Origin of the sequence: Providencia huaxiensis (assembly GCF_002843235.3) — a bacterium.
Classification (GTDB): Bacteria; Pseudomonadota; Gammaproteobacteria; order Enterobacterales; family Enterobacteriaceae; genus Providencia; species Providencia huaxiensis.
The window spans coordinates 1,844,995-1,864,513 of record NZ_CP031123.2 but is presented as its reverse complement, the minus strand read 5'-3'; the positions used below and the strand labels follow the sequence as shown (position 1 = coordinate 1,864,513).

Here is a 19,519-nt window from a genome sequence, read left to right as displayed (position 1 = left end):
ACAGCGACAATACAGTTAACTTACGGATTATTTGTGATAATAATAGTCCATGTTTAAAATTTAATTATTGAGTGCGGTATGTTTTCTTTACTCTTTAAATGCCTTTTAGGTGCTTTAGCTGTGTTGGTTATTGCACTATTTTCGCGTAGTAAAATTTACTACATTGCAGGATTAGTTCCTCTTTTTCCTACATTCGCATTAATTGCACATGTTATTGTTGTACAAGAGCAAGGAGCGGAAGCTCTAAGAAAAACTGCACTGTTTGGGTTGTGGTCTCTCATTCCTTATGCAATGTATTTATTAACAGTATATTTATTAGCAACAAAAATCACAGTTTGGGGAAGTTTAAGTGTTGCAACTGTTATTTGGATAATAACAGCGGCAATATTAGTTTATATATGGCAACTCACTCAATAGATAACATTGGGAGACATAATTAACTGCAAACTATAATGAAAACTAAAGAAGTGCGATAAGCTGACGGCTTAAGTACACTTGGGTAGAGTCGCAAAAAATTAATTATTAACTATAATGATAACCAGTGTTTTCTATTGAGCTGTATCATTAAAATGTTATTAAGAGCCTTGGTGTTACTGTTAGTAGCTGGGTGCGCATATATTGCAGGAATTATGACTGAAGTTTCACTTGATCCTGAATTAGATACAGAGAGTCGGGTTAAAAGCTCTGTTGAAGATTTTCTTGCTTACCCATCAGCAGCTAATTATAAAAATGTTCAATATTATGTATTGACGAAAAGTGAAGAAGGGGATGAAACGGGCTATTATTGCGGTGAAGTCTTTGGCTTTGAAAATGAATTACCTCATGGCTATAAAAGATTTATCATTAGGCTTCACAAAAATAGAGCTGGTAAGGTAATGATATCCATTCCTTTTGTGGAAAAAACTGATGATATTATCCCCGCAGAACAATTTGAAGCTGTATGGGATAGGTACTGTAAAAGAAGCTAAGTTAATGATCGCTCGTTGAGTGGTTAACACAACGAGCGTTAATAATTAATTGGTTTTAATTGCCATTGTCGTTAGGAATGTTGGTAGATAATTATCAATAACGAACCGTGGATTAGGTTGCCAATCTTCTTTAAAACCTGTGATAGAAAAGCCTGCTTTTATTTGCCCACCTATTAAGTCTGTCAGTGAGTGACCAAATACAAAAGCTTCTTGTCTTTCCTGTTTCTGTGCTATTTGCTCTGCTGATAAAGTGGATAGCTCGGAGTATGGCATAGTATAACTTGGTTTTATTATGCCTTGCTCGTCATAGTGTTTATCTCGTTTGCCAATAAAAAGAATTGGGTTATAAAAGCTGGATAATAGGCGCCCATTGGTTTTTAACACACGGTGGCATTCTTGCCAGACAGGGTTAACATCTGGAATATATAAATTAGAAATAGGGTGGAATATAATGTCAAAGGTTGCATCCGCAAACATGTGTAATGAGCGCATGTCACCTTGAACAATCTCTAATGTTAAATCATCCCTTTCTGCTACCATTTTGTCTTGCTCAAGTTGTTTCTGAGAAAAATCAAACACAGTCACATTTGCGCCCGCAGCTGCGAGTACCGGGGCTTGTTGCCCACCCGCTGACGCTAAGCAGAGAATTTTTTTATCTTTTATATCGCCTAGCCAAGCTGCGTCAACAGGTGTTGGCGTTAAATGAACCTGCCATTTACCTTGCTTGGCATCATGGATAGTTTTGGAATCAACAGGTTTTGACCAAGCAAGTTGGGATTCTGCTTGTTTATCCCATGCCTTTTGATTTGCACTCGTGTAATCGGTCATAAATGTACCTCTGTATACAATAATTTGTCACAGTGTAGCAAAAAATAAGCAAGTTGAAACTAAAAATGTACTTATTGGTACACTTTTAGTTTCCGACCATTAGATGATATGTTGTGCCATCAAATTCAAAATCAGTGACATTACTCATGCCTATTTTTTTATGTGCGAAAAGAGACCTAAGATTATCTGCATTGATAAAAGCAACGGGCTTTCCTTGATTGTAAGAACAAATTTCATCAAAAAGAGTCTTGAGAATATTTTTTCCCCTATGAGCATTATCAATACAAACAGGGCCATAAAGCCAGTTACCTTGTATAATGTTTGTATGTTGTTTAATAATAAAATGAGCTATAGGTGGTAAAGATAAAGAGTGAGAGTCAAAGCTAAATACGACCGCGACAATTTTATTTCCATCCCGACCAATAATGGTGGTTAGGCTTCCTGCAAACATTGCGTTAACTTTGGCTTGAGGATATTCACCGAGTAACCCACCTTGCTGGGATTCAGAATTAGATTGCAATAATTGAGCTACAGCATGACAATCTGATTGTGTCATTAATTCATATTTAATATTCATTATTACCTCGTAATGATTGCTAAATACGTTTAAATTTATGATATGAAAAGTGACGGGATTTGCCGGAGCACATTGGAATGTGTTACCTTTAATTCCATAATATCGATTACTTATTATTTATCTATTAAATCAGTATGTTAACTAAATTCTACCCAGTATTATTACTTGTTGTTTCAAATGTATTTATGATGTTTGCTTGGTATGGGCATTTAAAATTCACAACAAAGCCACTGTATATTGTTATTTTCTTTAGCTGGTTAATTGCATTGGTTGAATACTGTTTTGCAGTGCCAGCTAACCGGTTAGGGCATCAGTACTACAGTGCAGCTGAATTGAAAACAATGCAAGAGGTGATAACACTCTGTGTTTTTGTTCTTTTCTCCGTATTGTATTTAGGTGAAAGTTTTACAATTAACCATTTGATAGGTTTTATTCTTATTTTTGCGGGGGCCTTTTTTATATTTAAGGGGCCATTTTAACAAAAAGAGCGGCTTGAGCTGCTCTTTTTGGATTGAACTTAATTTATACCCATCCTTTTTCATGGAATTGTTTTAGTATCACAACAAATTGCTGCATTTCCTCGGGGGTTCCTAGCGTTAATCTATTCCAGCCAACCGCGGGTGGAAATTCACGACCTACCATGACATGCGCATCAGCCATACGTTGTTGATAGGTTTTTACGTCCCCTTTAACCTTATGGAAAATAAAGTTAGCTTGTGATGGAGTATATTCTAGCCCGATTTCGTTTAATGCTTTTTCTACGATTTTTCTCGATATATTGTTGGATTTTAGGCTGTATTGAATAAATGATTTATCCTTCAGTGATGCAATCGCAGCAACCGCACCTGCTGTATTAGTATTATCAATAGATAAAAACGTATCTACAGCAGCAATAACTTCGGGAGTTGCGACCCCATAGCCGACTCTTAAGCCTGCTAAGGCGAAAATTTTTGAGAAGGTGCGTGTGACAATCAAGTTATTTTGGCCTTTTTTGACTAACTCAATAGCACTTGTAAAGTCCGAGTCTTCAACAAATTCAGCATAAGCCTCATCAACGATAAAAAATGTGTTGTCAGACTCTTTACTCATCCACTTATCAAGCTGGCTATAAGGTGTGATCATTGCCGTCGGATTATTCGGATTACAAATATAGACCATGGATAAACCGTCAAAATTATCAGCGGCTTGTTTCATTTTTTCTAAATCAAATGATAAATCGGTTTTTAAAGGAACTTTCGTTATCGCTATATTCAATGGAAGAGAATAGAGTTCTGTATAATTGAATGTTGGATCTGGGGTGACTAATTGAATTTTTTTACCGAGTTTATTTGCTTTAGCAGCCAACATGGCAACAGCGGCTTGAATGGTTTCAGATGAACCATTGCCTATAGTAATGTGCTTATCAGATAAACTGTAGAGCTCGCCAATATTCTGCTGTAATTCAGCACGAGCATCATCAGGGTAGCGGAATGCATTAGGTAATGCCTTGATGATAGCTTCTTTAGCATTTTCGGACATCCCTAATGAATTTTCATTGAAATTCAATAGTAATGGGTGCTTTTCACTCGGCAATACAATATTACTATTTTGTGCAACCGCATGATTAAACAATGAATTAAGCGCAAGCCCGCCAGCCACTAATGAGCTGGATTTAAGAAATGAACGACGATCCATAGCTATTCCCTGAAGTTATTATTTTTTGAGTACATTAGATTACTTAAAATTGACTCAAAGTAAATAATTATTTACTTTTTATGACTAATTATTCGTATCAGTGGTGTAGGGGATTTATCTGTTGAAAATTTATTGGAAGTATAAAGGGAAGGCTTGTCATACTACGGTGGTGAAGGGCAACCAATCGGGTTATAGCATTATTGAGGATATATAAAAAAGGGTAGTATTTTTCTACCCTTGGTAAAGATTATTGGCCTTGCACAGGGGTATTAGGTGTAATTTCTACAACTGCAACTTTAACCATATACTGTTTACCATTTTCTCCTTTAGGTGCATCTGCAGCGATTTTTTTCAGTGTTTCATCTGGTTGAGCAGTTTGAATAGATGTTGAATACTGCATCATTCCACGGTGACGATTTGCATAATTAGAGTGACGATAATTATCGCAAGGCCTATCATTATATTGGTGTTGGTTTTGGTATCCGCCACGGTGCCATGAACCATTACCATCCCCTGGGTAAGCGAGTGTCGAAAAGCTAATAGCGATTAAACTCGCACTAAGAATTAATGGCTTTAATATATTCATATGATATCTCCTTTAGATATTTATTAATTATCATTTTGCCATTGTAATTAATTAATTCAATTGCATTTACTTATCTAAATGAATAAACCATAATTCAGCCACTTTTATTTCATTATTTCCTCACAATGAAAATAGTTTGTTAATAAAATAAACTTAACGTTAACTCATGGTTTTTTATTGATTTTATTTTATTGTTTTTCATTGAAGAACTTAGCAAGTTTACTGATTGATATAATTGATGCAACGGCAATGTCTTTATTATAATCATCACATAAAACAAGTAGCCTATCGATAGCGGCTTCTTGTTCAATTGAACAAATATAATCGCCTAATGCATTTATCGCCGCTATTTTAACATCATTATTGTTTCCATGAGTTAAGCTAACAAGATTTTTAACGATTTTTTCTTTCATAAAAATATATTAAATCAGTCTAATAGTATGGAGACTAGTATAAAACTAGCTAAGAAAATAAAAAATGTTTTTTTTATTAATGCTAAGTTAATAAATATAAATTGAATCAATGTTGATAGATATTTTCTAGCCAATTGTCAGGGTTGGAAAGTATTTTTTATATCTTGTTATCAATTGGTTAGGGTAAACATTAAACAATGGAGTTAAAAGCTCAAATTGTTTACTCAAATGGGTATAATACATTTATACTAAGCTAATTAATCATAAAGTAGGAAGGGTGATGCGTTGAAGCGTATAAAAACAAAATTATTGATAGTATTGCTATTGGCTTTAGGAGTATTTGCATACCATTCTTATACGAGTATTGGTGATTCAGATGTCAAAAATGAAGCCCAAAGCATGGTGGAAAAAAAACTCGGCAACTCATCAGTGGTTGAGTTTAGTGATGTGGAAATAGCACAAAAAAGTGAGTTCAAGGAAGGCGAAAGTTATCGAGTTTGTGGTTTATACCGTTTACCTTCTCAAGAAAACTCTCTGCCATTTGTTGCGAATGTAAGTATTAAAGATGGGCGTTTCTCTGAACACGGGCAACTGATTATAAGTGAGACACCGGAATTACAATTCTCGATTGAACAGTTGTGTGTTAAAAAACAAACTAATTGATAAAAAAACGCTCAAATTTTAGTTTGAGCGCTTTTTTACTAGAAAATTAAATGATTAAGATTTATTCAAAAGAAGTTCAGTTTGAATTTTACAAGCTGAAACAGAATCATTTAATGATTTATTGAAATCAGCTTCATTAGCAAACTTAGATTTATTGCTGCGTATGGCATCAATCGCTGAAGTTAGATTTTCGCGTAGGTCTGACTCAACAGTGGCTAATTGCTTGAGGTCGACATTTTCACTTTTCAGTTTAGCAATGGTTGCTTGAGTTAACTCACTGCTAGTTTTGTCAGTGCTGTACGCTTCACTTAGTGCTTGACCTGTGATTTCGCAATAATCGTTGGCTATCTCACTAATATTTAATGGGGCATTATCAGCCATAACAAGGACTGGGGTCAGGCAAAAAGCCAGTAATAAACGCTTCATAGTCATACCTCTATTTTGCACTCAATGAATAATAACTCTATCTAGTATTAGAGAAATACTATAGCAGATTAGACCTAAAACGGGGACGTCGAATGGATTTTTAGCATGATTTCATAAAAAAGAGCCAGTATAAATACTGGCCGCTATAATTAGCAAAAGCAATGTAAATGAAAATTACGTTATATACATTAACATATAACGGTTAAAGGTAAAGCAAATTTAACTTGTTTTGATAATAGATAAGACTAAGTATGATCTTGATCAGACTTTGAATAAATATTGAGGGGAAACGTTATCGAAATACGAGAGGATATTAAAAATAACCAGCTAGAGCCCATGTAGGCTCACAGCTGGTTTTATTGGTGTAATCTGGCAAGGAAATTACTGTTTTAACCAATGGCCATGCTTTAAGACATCTTCGACAAGTTCATGTAAAACAATATGTGCTTCGTTATCATCATGAAAGCCTTTAGTTTGAAAAGTCGTTGGGCCGTTATCATGAGTGATCAATAGATAGCTGCCAGGATAGACTTCTAAAACACGTGCTTTCAGCTCAGCAATGAAGGCGTCATATGATTTTTCAGAGAGCTGAGAAAGTGGGTCATCAGATAACTTGATATTAATTTCCATGTGTTAACCTCTTGTCTATAAATTTATTAGGCTCAGTTTATTGTTAAGTGACAACATAAGCAACCATCTAATTAAGATGATTGTAATTGGATTTGCTTTTTTATTGTACATTAGTGTTACACATCGATGATACATTCCAAATAATGAATTAAATAAAAGAAATATTATAAAGTTTTTCGTTAAGGAATAAGCTAATTCAAAGTGGATATATGAAATGAATGATGAGTTTTTATTTATTCAATTAACTTGTTGGTTAAAATAAGCACGATGAATCAATCATTTGATTTACTTTCGGTGAAATGATAAGGGGATTTTTCATGACTAGTTTTTTCAAAGGGTTATAGGTTCTTTTTTATGGACGTGTAACGTGTTTCTATTAAAATTGAATGTAGTCAATGATTAATGAATCGAAAATTAATTTACATTAAAGATAAAAAAATATAATTTCTGCTAATCATATTAAGATGAGTTGGCTCTTGCTAGCTAAACTCCTTTTCTGGAGTTTTGATTTAAATGTGAGGATTTAATTTTCGATTAGTTTTTTATTAATCGTTTTAATAAAAAAGGAGTGTAATTTGATAGAATTTATAAACTCAATAACTAATTTCATTTGGGGTTCTTTACTTATTTATTTATTACTGGGAGCTGGTCTATATTTTACCCTTCGATCTGGTTTTATTCAAATTAGGCATTTTGGCCATATGTTTAGTGTCTTAAAAAACAGTAAACAGTCTGATAGCGCAGGTATTTCATCTTTTCAGGCATTATGTACAAGTTTAGCCGCTAGGGTCGGTACAGGAAATTTAACTGGGGTAGCTATTGCCCTAACAGCAGGCGGGCCTGGGGCTATTTTTTGGATGTGGGTTGTTGCTTTATTGGGAATGGCAACCTCTTTTATTGAATGTACTTTAGCACAGTTATACAAAACCAAAGATGATAAAGGAAATTATCGAGGTGGGCCGTCATATTATATGCAAAAAGGCTTAAACCAACGCTGGATGGGCGTGTTATTTTCAATTTTTCTGATTATTGCTTTTGGTTTAGTATTTAATGCAGTACAAGCTAACTCTATTGCTCAAGCAACCGCAGTCGCCTTTGATTTCAATCCAATTTATGTTGGCATTGGCTTAGTTTTATTAAGCGGAGTCATTATTTTTGGTGGATTGAAATCCATTGCGAAGGTTGCTGAATTAGTTGTTCCTGTTATGGCGTTAGCCTATTTACTATTGGCGTTTTGGGTTGTTGGGCACCATATCGAACGATTACCTGAAGTTTTTATGCTGATAATCCGAAATGCATTTGGTTTGCAAGAGGCGGCTGGCGGGGCTGTTGGTTATGGTGTTGCTCAGGCGATGACACAAGGAATTCAGCGGGGATTGTTCTCTAATGAGGCTGGAATGGGGTCTGCACCAAATGCAGCGGCATCGGCAGCACCTTATCCTCCACATCCTGCATCACAAGGGTATGTACAGATGCTTGGTGTTTTTATGGATACCATCGTTATTTGCAGTGCGACAGCAATTATTATTTTATCATCTGGTGTATTAGAAAGTGGAATGGACAACATCAATGGTATTGAATTGACACAACTTGCTCTTTCTTCTGCCGTCGGTAGTTGGGGAAGTACATTTATTGCGATAGCTATCTTCTTTTTTGCATTTACGTCAATTATTGCTAATTATGCTTATGCCGAAAGCAATATGATTTTTTTAGAGAATAATCATACGGCGGGTTTATTTATTTTCCGTTTAGCTGCATTAGGTATGGTGATGTTTGGTGCGCTTGCAGAAATGCCATTTATTTGGAAACTTGCAGACTTATCGATGGGTCTAATGGCGATAACTAATTTAATCGCGATCCTTCTATTATCAGGTATCGCTTTTAAACTTGCTAAAGATTATAACCAGCAGTTAGTCGCAGGTAAAATACCAACTTTTGATATCAATCAGCATCCTGAATTAAAGAAACAATTTGAAGAAGGGATATGGGAAAAAGAAGAAGTTGATAAGTGGGTTGAGAAAGAAACATCTCGCTAATACAAAAGTTTTAAATCATAAAATTCTTAGGTGATAGCCTGAGAATTTTTTTATGACATATTATCAATATTTACTAAAAATAAACGCTTGCATTATAATTGTTTGAGCTATAAGGTTTTTTTAGATGGTAAAATGAATGTATTATTACAATGAATATCATTTTCGAAACTAAATAGCTGAGAGAGTTATGAAATTGAATCAGTATGCCGCAACGCTGTATGGGGTTATTTCGATCTTGTTGTGGAGCACAATGGTAGGGCTGATCCGCAGTGTAAGTGAAAACTTTGGACCAGTAGGTGGCGCCGCATTAGTCTATACGGTTGGTTCACTGGTATTGGTACTTGCCATGGGAGTACCAAAAATAACGAAATATCCTAAACGCTATTTACTTTGGGGAACAATACTGTTTGTTAGCTATGAAATTTGTTTTGTACTAGCGTTAGGTTTAGCTAATAGTCGGCAACAAGCGATTGAACTGGGTATGGTGAATTATTTGTGGCCAAGTTTTACTATCGCACTTGCTGTGTTTTTTAACCGTCAGCGTTTCACTTTATTATTGGGGGCAGGGTTAGTTTTAGCTTTTATGGGACTGATTTGGGTAATTTCAGGAAATCAGCCATTATCGGTACAAACTATTTTGGCAAATATTCAAAGTAATCCACTGTGTTATTTTTTAGCTTTTATCGGGGCTATTGTTTGGTCATTCTACAGCAATGTGACTAAGCGTATTTCTGGTGGCCATAATGGGATGGTATTATTCTTTATCATGACCTCTATTGGGTTATGGATACTGTATTTTTTCAGTACACCGACACCGTTTATTATCAATAGCCAAAGCCTGTTATTATTACTCATTGCCTCAATAGCGACTGGTGGAGCGAATGCATTGTGGACATTTGCGGTTATCAAGGGAAATGTGGCTTTTTTAGGAACGCTTTCTTATTTTACCCCCGTTATTTCGACAGCATTCGCATCAATATTGTTAAGCACTACATTAACGTTAAGTTTTTGGCAAGGTGTATTAATGGTGACCATGGGGTCGGTCATTTGCTTTTTAGCGACTAGGCAAAAAACAGTAAGCGGCTAAAAGTGGCAGCGTGAACGAGTGTAGGCGCTGCCATGGACATCATGTTGATAGCAAATTTTTCTGTGGCTACACATTAATAAATTTATTGATGGCGACGGCTACGCCATCTTCATCATTAGTCGTAGTGACAAATTTCACCATTTGGCGAATGGGTTCTAACGCATTGCCCATTGCGACAGAAACACTGGCGTATTGCAGCATTTGGATATCATTATTTTGGTCACCAATACTCATGACTTTGTCAGGTGTAATACCCAACTTTTCACAAATACATTGTAACGCAGTCCCTTTATTCGCCGTTTTATTTGAGACCTCAAGGAAATACGGACTTGTTCGGGTTAAAGCGTAATTATCGAAGACATTCTCTGGAATATAGCTGATACCAATATCTAATTTTTCTGGGTGGTCAATTATCATAAACTTAGTAAATTCTAGAGAAGAGTCCATCTCATTAACAGGGCAATAGATGAGTGGTGTGTGAGTTAAATAGGCGTCTGCGACCGTATAGTGACTAATATGGCGGTTAGCCGTGAACATGCAATTATCTGCGAGAGCATGCATGTGAACCCCGACATTTCTTGCGAGTTCCTCAAAATATTGGAAGTCAGCGAAATCTAACAAATTCTCTGCGAGATGGCTGCCATCATTGGCTTGGTGAATGACGCTACCATTATTACTAATACAATAGTTATCCGTTGTATTTAAATCTAATTCTCGTAGGTAAGGAGATATACCAGAAAATGGTCGGCCCGAGGCTAAAATAATATGGACACCTTTTTGCTTAGCCTGCGTGATAGTCTCTTTTACTACGGGAGATATTTGGTGTTGGGAGTTAAGTAATGTGCCATCTAAATCAATGGCGACCAGTTTGATTGACATCCAATGCCTCCTAAAGTTCGTGCTTTCTGCCAATACCTTACTCTAATTATTCAGAATGTAAATTATACAAATAGTTATAACTTTAGTTGCATTAGAATAATGCGTGTTTGATGTGAAATTGAACAGAATGTAAAGCAGGAACTCTGTTCAATAGTCAAAAGTTGAAATGACAATGTTTTATAGCATTATTATGTTAATCAATAGGTTAATGCGGCTAAAATATTCTCACTCATAATTATGAATTAGATGGAGCGGTTGCTTAACATCTAATTGGATTTGGTCATTCTGTCTAAAATCAAATGGCGTGATACCATATTCTTTGCGGAACATATAGGTAAAGTGGGACTGAGACCCAAAACCAAAATCCAGTGCAATATCGAAAATGGACTGGTTACTATTACGGAGTAAGTTGACCGCACCTGCAAGGCGGCGTTGACGGATGTATTTACCCAGTGAAATCCCTGTGACTTCTTTAAAGATTTTTTGCATATGCCAAAGTGAATAGCCTGAATAAGCCGCGAGCTCTTCTAAGTGGATCACGCGCCCTAAGTGTTCTTCTATCCATTTACTCAAAGCATAAACAAGTGCTAAGTGGTTATCTTGTGGCATCTCAAATGTTTTCTAGTTTTACGGTAGCAGAAGTATACACAACTTCATTTCATCATGACAAAGGCTGCTTGTGCGGTATTTCCCATTTTTAGGGTAAAAAAAGCACAATCAGAATAAGTTAGTAACCAATAGCACCTAAAATGAGCAAATTTTTGTAAAAAGAGGTCAATTGCATATTTTCCTCAAATTTGATGCTCTAAATTAGAGTACCATTTCTTTTATAAACGCATTATATGCAATGCCATAAGTGATACCAATCATAAAATGGCAGTATCTTAATATTGTAATCATTTGAAAAATAAAATCATCATAGAAATATGAAGGAATTGTCTGTGTTTGGTCGTAAATTAATTATTGCTGTAAGTGCAGTTTTGGCTTGTATTTTTTTCTATCTTTTAGCGATGGATAACCTGTGTGATCAGGGTGGTGAAAACTTTATTTTTGGTATTTGTCGTGTGACTGACTTGTTACCATTTTGAATTTGCTTTTTAATGCTCAATCCATGATATTGAATCGGGGTAACCATCCTGCGGTATCATTTTGCTATGTGATGAAAAAAATAATTAATAGCATCTGTTTTGGGGTCGTACAAAATGCTGAAAACGGCACCAGAAGAATGTAGTGTTAATAAGAAAATTCAAATAAACTTGTGTCATTATCATTATTTTGGAAGATAAAAAACAAGTAAGGGGACAAAAGGGTAAAGTTATGGCGCAACAGCAACAGACGCTAAAGCGGGGATTAAAAAACAGGCATATCCAATTGATTGCATTGGGAGGTGCTGTTGGTACAGGGTTATTCCTCGGAATAGCAACAACCATACAAATGGCAGGGCCGTCAGTTTTACTGGGTTATGCGCTGTGTGGGTTTATTGCTTTCCTGATTATGCGTCAGTTGGGCGAAATGATTGTTCAGGAACCTGTGGCGGGTTCGTTTAGCCATTTTGCATTTAAGTATTGGGGTGGTTTTGCAGGGTTCCTTTCGGGGTGGAACTATTGGTTCATGTTTATTCTCGTTGGGATGACCGAACTGACCGCTGCAGGCAAATATATGCAACATTGGTGGCCTGAGCTCCCTATATGGGTTTCTGCCGCGGTGTTTTTTATTGCGGTAAATGCAGTTAATTTGATTAATGTACGCTCTTATGGTGAGACTGAGTTCTGGTTTGCATTAATTAAAGTTATTGCAGTCGTTGCGATGATTATTTTTGGTTGCTACTTATTACTCAGCGGCCATGGTGGCCCACAAGCGAAAGTGAGTAACTTATGGGAGCACGGCGGTTTCTTTGCTAATGGCTTTAATGGGCTAATAATGGCGTTAGCAATTATTATGTTTTCATTTGGGGGGTTAGAGCTGGTCGGTATTACAGCTGCAGAGGCAGAAGACCCAGATAAAAGCATTCCAAAAGCGATTAACCAAGTTGTATACCGTATCTTAATTTTTTATATTGGCTCGTTAGCGGTACTGTTAGCTTTGTATCCATGGGTTGATCTTGACGGCGAAACAAGCCCATTTGTCTTAATTTTCCATGAATTAGGGGACTTACTGGTTGCTAATTCGTTGAACGTTGTCATTTTAATCGCTGCATTGTCTGTGTATAACAGCGGAGCTTATGCGACAAGTCGCATGCTGTATGGCTTGGCACAACAAAGTAATGCACCTAAATTTCTTGCAAAAGTGAATAAAGGTGGCGTACCAGTCATGGCATTATTTGTTTCAGGTGTTGCGACGTCTGGTGGTATTTTAATTAACTTTTTGATGGAAGGTAAAGCTTTCGAATTGTTAATGTCATTAGTTGTGACGACGTTAGTTTTAAACTGGATTATGATTTGTGTTTCAAATTTGAAGTTCAGAGCGGCAATGAACAAACAAGGTGTCGAAACGAAATTTAAGAGCATTTGGTATCCATTTGGAAACTATTTGTGTTTAGCGTTCTTACTGTTGATTTTAGGGATTATCCTGACAATGGACGGTTTGCGTATCTCGGTATTAATTATGCCATTGTGGGTAGCTGTTCTGTGGGTTGGGTATCAATTCTCAGGGGCTAAAAAGCAAGATTTAGCTAAAAGCCAACAACTAAGTTAAATTTATTTTTTTCTTATAAAAAAGGCCGGTAGGGTATTCCCACCGGCCTTTTTATACAGCCATGAAATTTTATATAGCCATGAGATGGCTAGGTCACCATTGCCAACGTAACCAAGCGAATAATACGTTGCCGTTATTATAAGTCCCCGGAATGTAAGTGGCTTGCAGTGAAAGTCTATCATATTCCACTGATACCAGAGGGAGTGGTGCAGGGATCGGAATATAATACATATCCTTACGGGCAGTGACGCTCAGAGTGAAGCCTGCTCCCATACGGAAACCATCAATATCTCCCGGGATCCACATTTTTTGGAATGCATAACCAGCAATTGGCTCCCAATCATTATGTGAATCTTTGAATGCCATTGCATAGATAGCATGCCAGTCATTATCTTCATCATAACGATATTTACCAAAGCCCAGACCCCAAGGGCGCTCATTATATTCATCCGTTTTTTTCTTGTCGTACATTGCACGGTTGTGCCAAGTCACCGCGGGAATGTATAGCTCATATTTGTCTGAGTCCCACGTGGTACTGACATTGCCTTTAAATTTATCCCATAAATTTTCCGATTGCTCTTGAGCAATGGCAGGCGATGATATGCAGATTGAGGTGCTCATGAGTAACGATGCACCTACGGCCAACTGTATGTTTTTATAAACTCTCATTGTAAATCCAGTTCTGTATCGCAGATATAAAAATGATGATTAGCTCGCTAATGATTATCAGATTAGCATTATTATTATAATTTTGAGCGGAATTATTTTAATTAAGATACATATAATATAACAGTATTTATTACATAATTAAGGATAATAACTGGCTGGTCATATTAGAACCGTTTAATTTTGCCTGTTTTTATGTGGGATAACCGATTATCTGATTAAATAATAACGTATCAAATTAGTTGTTGAATAGGCTAATACTCCTAAAGTAGCTGATAATAGACGAGGTGCTTCATTTTCAGGTTGGATAAGACGAGAGGGATTTTTAAAAGAATAAGAAAAATAAAGTGCCATTCATTATTTTTGTAGTTAACGTTATGTAATAGAAAGATATTTTTTATTATCTAGGTGATTGCGACTAGTCATGTTGATAGAGCAGACATTTATGAAAAATAGCGTGCAAACAAATCCAAAAAGTATGACGCACATCAAATAATGACTTGTCTCAATGAGATGAAATGGATCACATAGGCGGCAGGTATAAGCTGCGGTATGTCAACACGGCTAGGAGCTAGTCTTTAAAGGTTTATGGCATATATATTGCTGTGAATTACCTTGGCTTCTAACTAAAAAAGGAACGTCACCATGATGAAACGCCAAGAACCACTGACTGAGTACCAAGCTAAATGCTTGGCTATCGCCACAGACAAAATATTATCACCAAAACAAAAAGCCAATTTTTTAGCGGCAGAGGCAGATAGCCATATTCCATATCTTGCAATGAGCCAGCCTCTTGCTGATGCGTTAGATGAACGTGTTATTTGTGATATGTATGAAGGAAATGCTCCGTATAAGCCACGTTATGTATTGCCTGACTACGTAAAATACCTCAAACAAGGTTCGGCATACTTAGAATTAGCCCCCGCAGAGGATTTTGATGACGCACTTAATCATCTGATGATTTTGTATCATCATGTGCCGTCGGTAACCAATTTCCCAGTATTTTTAGGGTATTTAGATAAACTTCTCATGCCATATGTGGGGGAGTTGACAGAAGAACAGCTGTATCCAAAGTTAAAAAGGTTTTGGATACAGTTAGACCGAACACTGCCCGATGCCTTTATGCATGCCAATATTGGCCCGGATGACAACGTTATTTGCCGCTTGATTTTACGCATTGATGCAGAACTGAAACAAGTCGCACCTAATCTGACATTTGTTTATCATCCACAGCGCACACCGGAGTCACTTTTCTTACAAGCGATTGAAAGCATTTGTGAATGCAGTAAACCGCATATTGCAAATGATATCATTCATAGTGCGGCATTTGATGAACAAGGTTACGGTATTGTCAGTTGTTATAATGCGTTGCCCGTTGCGGGTGGGGGAAGTACTTTAGTTCGTATTAATTTACGTGAAGTTGCATTACGTAGTCAAAATTCAGCTGATTTTTTAAATGTGCAATTGAAAAAATATTGTGAGTTACAAATGGAACTCATTGAAACACGTAGCGCATTTTTATTTGAGGAGTCTAATTTCTTCCAAACCAGCTTTCTTGTGCAAGAAGGGTTAATTGAGCCTGAACGTTTTGCCCCTATGTTTGGTATTTACGGTTTAGCAGAAGCTGTGAACATCCTGATGGAAAAAGACGGAATGAAAGGCCAGTATCAGGCAAATTCACCGGCCTTGCCATTGTCTTATCAAATCAGCGAGCAGCTAGCTGACTTTGTTGAAACGACCCCCGTTAAGTATGGCTATAAAGGCAGAGCGATGCTCCATGCTCAATCAGGGATCAGCTCGGATATCGGGACAACACCGGGGGCTCGTATTCCATACGGTGAAGAGCCAGACCCGGTGTCACACATTCAAGCGGTAGCTCCCCATCACAAACACTATTTGTCTGGGATCAGTGACATTTTAACCATCGACGAGACGATTAAGCAGAACCCGCAAGCTCTAATGCAATTGTGTAAAGGGGCGTTTAGTTGTGGAATGCGTGAGTTTACTGCAAATGTGGCAAGTAATGATTTAGTTCGCGTTACGGGCTATATGGTGCGTTTATCAGATATAGAGAAATATAAAGAGCAAGGTTCTAGAAGCAATACTACCTGGTTAGGTGAAGAGGCGACTAAGAACTGTAAAATTACAGCCCGTCAGCAGCGAGTCATCAGCAATGAGCAATCGATGCGCTACGCTGAATAAGGTTATTCCTTTTTCCTGCGTAGATGGGCCGGGTAATCGACATGTTATTTTTTTGCAAGGTTGCAACTTACGTTGTCTGAATTGCCATAATCCATATACCATGTCGCTCTGCGACCATTGTGGGGACTGTGTTTTAACCTGTCCTCACAATGGGTTATCGTTTGTTAACGGCAAGGTGGTATGGGATAGCGATGCTTGCCAGCTCTGCGATACTTGTTTGCAGACGTGCACTAAGAATTCAAGCCCGATGACCGTATCATTAAGTGTTAATGATGCCCTCAATGACTTAAAGAAAAATGTTGCTTTCCTGAATGGTGTAACCGTCAGTGGCGGAGAGGCAACAACACAATTACCCTTTATTATTGAATTGTTTAAAGCGATTAAAGCGGCACCGGAACTCAAGCATTTAACCTGCTTTATTGACAGTAATGGACACCTTGCTTCTGCAGGGTGGAATAAAGTGATTGAGTATACGGATGGCGTGATGATTGACTTAAAATCATGGGGTGATGAGTGCGCATTAAGATTAACAGGAAAAGATAACCAACGTGTTTTTCAATCGGTTCAATTTCTGGCCCAAGCGGGGAAATTATATGAATTGCGTTTATTGTATATTCCTCAGCAAACAGATTACCAAGAACATATTGATAAACTTGCTGATTTTTTAAATAAACTCCCTGAAAACACACGGATAAAAATTAACGCCTTCCAGCAACATGGGGTTAAAAATGAAGCCGCTAACTGGCCTGCGGCAACCCAAACGGAAGTGGAGGCATTTGCTCAACAGTTACAATCGCGAGGTGTGGGTAACATTCATTTGCCTAATGTGTACTTATAAGTCATGCTAATTTTTCCTATGTGAGATATTCCCTCTTTTTATCTAAGTCATTAAAATTCATTCACTAACCGCTGGTATTTGTTAAATGTTATGAGACAATCAATGCGGTTTTATTGTTTGATTTAAAATGATTTCAGTAAACCTCGCTTATCAATCCATTCAATTGCTTTAGCTGAAAAGGGGAGTCACTCATGAGGATCAATGCGTTAACTATCGCCGGAACAGACCCATCGGGTGGGGCGGGTATTCAGGCGGATTTAAAAACTTTCTCTGCATTAGAGGCTTATGGTACGAGTGTGATGACGGCATTGGTGGCTCAAAATACCCAAGGCGTGCAATCTGTCCAAGACTTACCCCCTGAATTTGTGGCGGCACAATTAGACTCAGTCCTCAGTGATGTGCGAATTGATAGCGCAAAAATCGGCATGTTATTCAACCAAAGTAATATCGCGGTAGTGGCGAATGCGTTGAAACAGTATCCAATTCCGTATGTGGTATTGGATACGGTAATGGTGGCTAAAAGTGGTGACCCATTATTATTACCGGATGCAGTTGATGCGCTACGCCAACAACTATTACCCCTTGTTTCGATTATTACACCGAACCTACCTGAGGCAGCGGTATTGTTAGATGAAAAAGTCGCACAAACGGAAAGCCAAATGTTGAGCCAGGGGTATAAATTACTTGAAAAAGGTTGCCAAGCAGTATTGATGAAAGGCGGGCACCTAAGTGATGCTGAAAGCCCCGATTGGCTAATCACGCCAGAGGGTGAATGGCGCTTTACCTCTATTCGCATAAAGACTAAAAACACTCATGGGACAGGGTGTACTTTGTCAGCGGCTTTGGCTGCATTGCGCCCTCGTTGTGCAGATTGGCAAGACGCTGTAACACAGGCGAAAGCTTATTTACAAGCTGCTTTGGAACAAGCGGATAGCTTAGAAGTCGGGAAGGGGATTGGCCCGGTTCATCACTTCCACGCATGGTGGTAGCCTTTAAAGACTGAAAGCCCTGATACAAGGGCTTTCACGACGTGTTTTAAGCCAATAAGTTACATTGGGGAGGTAACCGACACTGAATGGCATTTGGCTGCACAGTGAAGGTAAAGGTGTCTCCCGATAATGGCTCGCCATCTAGGTTTAAGATCATATCGTGAGGTGATGAAATTTTTATCCATGATAATGGCTTTTCGACCAAGTGCTCGTTTTTATCGGTTGAAAATAAATTCGATAAAAATGCCGGTATGACATCCCTTGCAGGAATAATCAGTAAGTTTAGTGTGCCATCATTAATGAGTGCTTGCGGTGTCAGTTGTTGCCCTCCGCCCGCTTGGCGGCCATTTCCAACCGCGATGACTAACGTTTCACCCTCCCAACTAAAGTTTTCCCCCTCAATATGGCAAATATCTGTTTTCAGCGTGTCAGGGCGCAGTAAGCCGTTTATCACATAAGCTGCACCGCCTAATGCCGATTTTAGTGCTTCAGGTGTTTCAGTGGTAATACGCGTCCCAAAGCCGCCAGTGGCCATATTGAGGAAGTAATACTGTTCATTGACTTGTGCAATATCAATGGGGACGGATTTCCCTTTTAATGAGAGTGCTAAGGCCGCTTCAATATCTATTGGAATATTTGCGCTGGTGGCGAAGTCATTTGCCGTGCCCATCGGAAGAATACCTAAAATAGGGCGAGACTCGCTAGGGAACTTCATTAAAGTACTGGCAACGGCATTTACAGTACCGTCACCTCCAGCCGCAATGATGGTATCAATACCGTGTTTTATCGCCTGAGAAATAAAATAATACGTATCATCCATCTCCCAAGGAATACGGACTTGAATTTGATGGCCTTCTTTACGCAAGTGAGTAATGGCTTTTCGCAGCTCAACGTGATTTGCTTGCTTACCATTAAGGATAATCATAGCTGACTTATATTGATTCATAAATACCCATCCATTCGGCTTAACGCACGTCAATATTCGTTAAAATGAGTATAAATGGATTAACAAAATAGGGATGCGCTTTTTTTGTTTTTTTGCAGAAAAAGCGTTGGTAAGAGAAATGAAATGCAAATCGCAGATAAAAGAAATGGCTAGCTCAAGGGAGATTGAGCCAGCCAAGGAGGTGGTTCCTAGTCTTATTTTATGACTTTCTAGTTCTTCATTTTCGAGAGTGACTATACGATATTGAATAACCAATTGATGTGATCTGTTGCATAAAATTGGATATTCGGTGCATTTTTTAATGAAAATGTCAATAACGCGAATAATTCTCATATAAGAAAAAGCATATAAAGTAAAAATAATATCATTTTATAGGTAAAAAAAAGCCAAAATATCAAAGTATTAAACGATGAAGTT

General features: G+C 37.6%; 22 protein-coding genes. 11 read left to right on the top strand and 11 right to left on the bottom strand.

The window, feature by feature from the left end; all coding sequences use genetic code 11:
* Positions 1–78: 78 nt before the first annotated feature.
* Positions 79–417 (top strand): GlpM family protein, encoded by a 339-nt coding sequence (locus tag CYG50_RS10375; RefSeq protein WP_102139791.1) that lies wholly within the window; start codon positions 79–81, stop codon positions 415–417.
* Positions 418–629: 212 nt separating this feature from the next.
* Positions 630–968 carry a hypothetical protein gene (locus CYG50_RS10370; RefSeq protein WP_229597449.1) on the top strand — a complete coding sequence of 113 codons (339 nt, stop codon included), beginning with the start codon at positions 630–632 and terminating at the stop codon, positions 966–968.
* Between the two features lie 45 nt (positions 969–1,013).
* On the opposite strand, the gene CYG50_RS10365 is transcribed toward CYG50_RS10370, so the two are convergent.
* Positions 1,014–1,796: a class I SAM-dependent methyltransferase gene (locus CYG50_RS10365; protein ID WP_102139793.1), complete on the bottom strand. Its 783-nt coding sequence runs from the start codon at positions 1,794–1,796 to the stop codon at positions 1,014–1,016.
* Between the two features lie 85 nt (positions 1,797–1,881).
* A complete protein-coding gene (locus CYG50_RS10360; RefSeq protein ID WP_102139794.1) occupies positions 1,882–2,373 on the bottom strand; it encodes an N-acetyltransferase in 492 nt (163 codons plus the stop codon).
* A gap of 134 nt (positions 2,374–2,507) precedes the next feature.
* On the opposite strand from CYG50_RS10360, the gene CYG50_RS10355 reads away from it, so the two are divergent.
* A complete protein-coding gene (locus CYG50_RS10355; protein ID WP_102139795.1) occupies positions 2,508–2,852 on the top strand; it encodes a DMT family protein in 345 nt (114 codons plus the stop codon).
* A 43-nt stretch (positions 2,853–2,895) separates the two neighbouring features.
* Here the strand turns inward: CYG50_RS10355 and CYG50_RS10350 are convergent, their stop codons facing one another.
* The 3 genes from CYG50_RS10350 to CYG50_RS10340 all read right to left on the bottom strand — a co-directional run bounded on the left by CYG50_RS10350 (position 2,896) and on the right by CYG50_RS10340 (position 5,046).
* Complete coding sequence (locus CYG50_RS10350) at positions 2,896–4,047, bottom strand: pyridoxal phosphate-dependent aminotransferase (RefSeq protein ID WP_102139796.1); 1,152 nt, start codon at positions 4,045–4,047, stop codon at positions 2,896–2,898.
* Between the two features lie 247 nt (positions 4,048–4,294).
* Complete coding sequence (locus CYG50_RS10345) at positions 4,295–4,633, bottom strand: hypothetical protein (protein ID WP_102139797.1); 339 nt, start codon at positions 4,631–4,633, stop codon at positions 4,295–4,297.
* Between the two features lie 188 nt (positions 4,634–4,821).
* Positions 4,822–5,046, bottom strand: coding sequence for a hypothetical protein (locus CYG50_RS10340; RefSeq protein ID WP_102139798.1), 225 nt, complete (start codon positions 5,044–5,046; stop codon positions 4,822–4,824).
* A 285-nt stretch (positions 5,047–5,331) separates the two neighbouring features.
* Here CYG50_RS10340 and CYG50_RS10335 point away from each other — a divergent pair, with 285 nt between their 5' ends.
* Entirely contained in the window at positions 5,332–5,709 is a 378-nt protein-coding gene (locus CYG50_RS10335) for a hypothetical protein (RefSeq protein WP_102139799.1), read from the top strand.
* Positions 5,710–5,763: 54 nt separating this feature from the next.
* On the opposite strand, the gene CYG50_RS10330 is transcribed toward CYG50_RS10335, so the two are convergent.
* Together CYG50_RS10330 and CYG50_RS10325 are read right to left on the bottom strand one after the other, a co-directional pair.
* On the bottom strand, positions 5,764–6,135 hold the full coding sequence (locus CYG50_RS10330) for a hypothetical protein (protein WP_102139800.1): 372 nt from the start codon (positions 6,133–6,135) through the stop codon (positions 5,764–5,766).
* A gap of 381 nt (positions 6,136–6,516) precedes the next feature.
* Positions 6,517–6,765 (bottom strand): DinI-like family protein, encoded by a 249-nt coding sequence (locus CYG50_RS10325; RefSeq protein ID WP_102139801.1) that lies wholly within the window; start codon positions 6,763–6,765, stop codon positions 6,517–6,519.
* A 575-nt stretch (positions 6,766–7,340) separates the two neighbouring features.
* Between CYG50_RS10325 and CYG50_RS10320 the strand changes: the two genes are divergently transcribed.
* Positions 7,341–8,801 (top strand): alanine/glycine:cation symporter family protein, encoded by a 1,461-nt coding sequence (locus tag CYG50_RS10320; RefSeq protein WP_102139802.1) that lies wholly within the window; start codon positions 7,341–7,343, stop codon positions 8,799–8,801.
* Positions 8,802–8,988: 187 nt separating this feature from the next.
* Entirely contained in the window at positions 8,989–9,888 is a 900-nt protein-coding gene (yddG, locus tag CYG50_RS10315) for an aromatic amino acid DMT transporter YddG (RefSeq protein WP_102139803.1), read from the top strand.
* A gap of 66 nt (positions 9,889–9,954) precedes the next feature.
* Here yddG and yidA read toward each other — a convergent pair whose 3' ends face one another.
* Positions 9,955–10,767, bottom strand: a complete 813-nt coding sequence (yidA, locus tag CYG50_RS10310) for a sugar-phosphatase (RefSeq protein ID WP_102139804.1) — start codon at positions 10,765–10,767, stop codon at positions 9,955–9,957.
* A 225-nt stretch (positions 10,768–10,992) separates the two neighbouring features.
* The gene (locus CYG50_RS10305) at positions 10,993–11,376 is read right to left on the bottom strand and encodes a helix-turn-helix domain-containing protein (RefSeq protein ID WP_004253477.1); all 384 of its coding nucleotides are present in this window, start codon (positions 11,374–11,376) and stop codon (positions 10,993–10,995) included.
* Between the two features lie 332 nt (positions 11,377–11,708).
* Here CYG50_RS10305 and mgrB point away from each other — a divergent pair, with 332 nt between their 5' ends.
* Positions 11,709–11,855: a PhoP/PhoQ regulatory lipoprotein MgrB gene (mgrB, locus tag CYG50_RS23490; protein WP_229597447.1), complete on the top strand. Its 147-nt coding sequence runs from the start codon at positions 11,709–11,711 to the stop codon at positions 11,853–11,855.
* 229 nt (positions 11,856–12,084) lie between these two features.
* Complete coding sequence (locus CYG50_RS10295) at positions 12,085–13,461, top strand: amino acid permease (RefSeq protein ID WP_102139806.1); 1,377 nt, start codon at positions 12,085–12,087, stop codon at positions 13,459–13,461.
* 93 nt (positions 13,462–13,554) lie between these two features.
* Here CYG50_RS10295 and pagP read toward each other — a convergent pair whose 3' ends face one another.
* The gene (gene pagP, locus CYG50_RS10290; RefSeq protein WP_102139807.1) at positions 13,555–14,130 is read right to left on the bottom strand and encodes a lipid IV(A) palmitoyltransferase PagP; all 576 of its coding nucleotides are present in this window, start codon (positions 14,128–14,130) and stop codon (positions 13,555–13,557) included.
* Between the two features lie 642 nt (positions 14,131–14,772).
* On the opposite strand from pagP, the gene CYG50_RS10285 reads away from it, so the two are divergent.
* From CYG50_RS10285 to thiD, 3 genes are all read left to right on the top strand, one after another.
* Positions 14,773–16,329, top strand: coding sequence for a YjjI family glycine radical enzyme (locus CYG50_RS10285; protein WP_102139808.1), 1,557 nt, complete (start codon positions 14,773–14,775; stop codon positions 16,327–16,329).
* Positions 16,301–17,167 carry a YjjW family glycine radical enzyme activase gene (locus tag CYG50_RS10280; RefSeq protein WP_102139809.1) on the top strand — a complete coding sequence of 289 codons (867 nt, stop codon included), beginning with the start codon at positions 16,301–16,303 and terminating at the stop codon, positions 17,165–17,167. The genes CYG50_RS10285 and CYG50_RS10280 overlap by 29 nt, the downstream gene beginning before the upstream one ends.
* Before the next feature lie 191 nt (positions 17,168–17,358).
* Positions 17,359–18,156 carry a bifunctional hydroxymethylpyrimidine kinase/phosphomethylpyrimidine kinase gene (gene thiD, locus CYG50_RS10275; protein ID WP_102139810.1) on the top strand — a complete coding sequence of 266 codons (798 nt, stop codon included), beginning with the start codon at positions 17,359–17,361 and terminating at the stop codon, positions 18,154–18,156.
* A 46-nt stretch (positions 18,157–18,202) separates the two neighbouring features.
* On the opposite strand, the gene yegS is transcribed toward thiD, so the two are convergent.
* Positions 18,203–19,102, bottom strand: coding sequence for a lipid kinase YegS (gene yegS, locus CYG50_RS10270; RefSeq protein ID WP_102139811.1), 900 nt, complete (start codon positions 19,100–19,102; stop codon positions 18,203–18,205).
* Positions 19,103–19,519 lie beyond the last annotated feature (417 nt).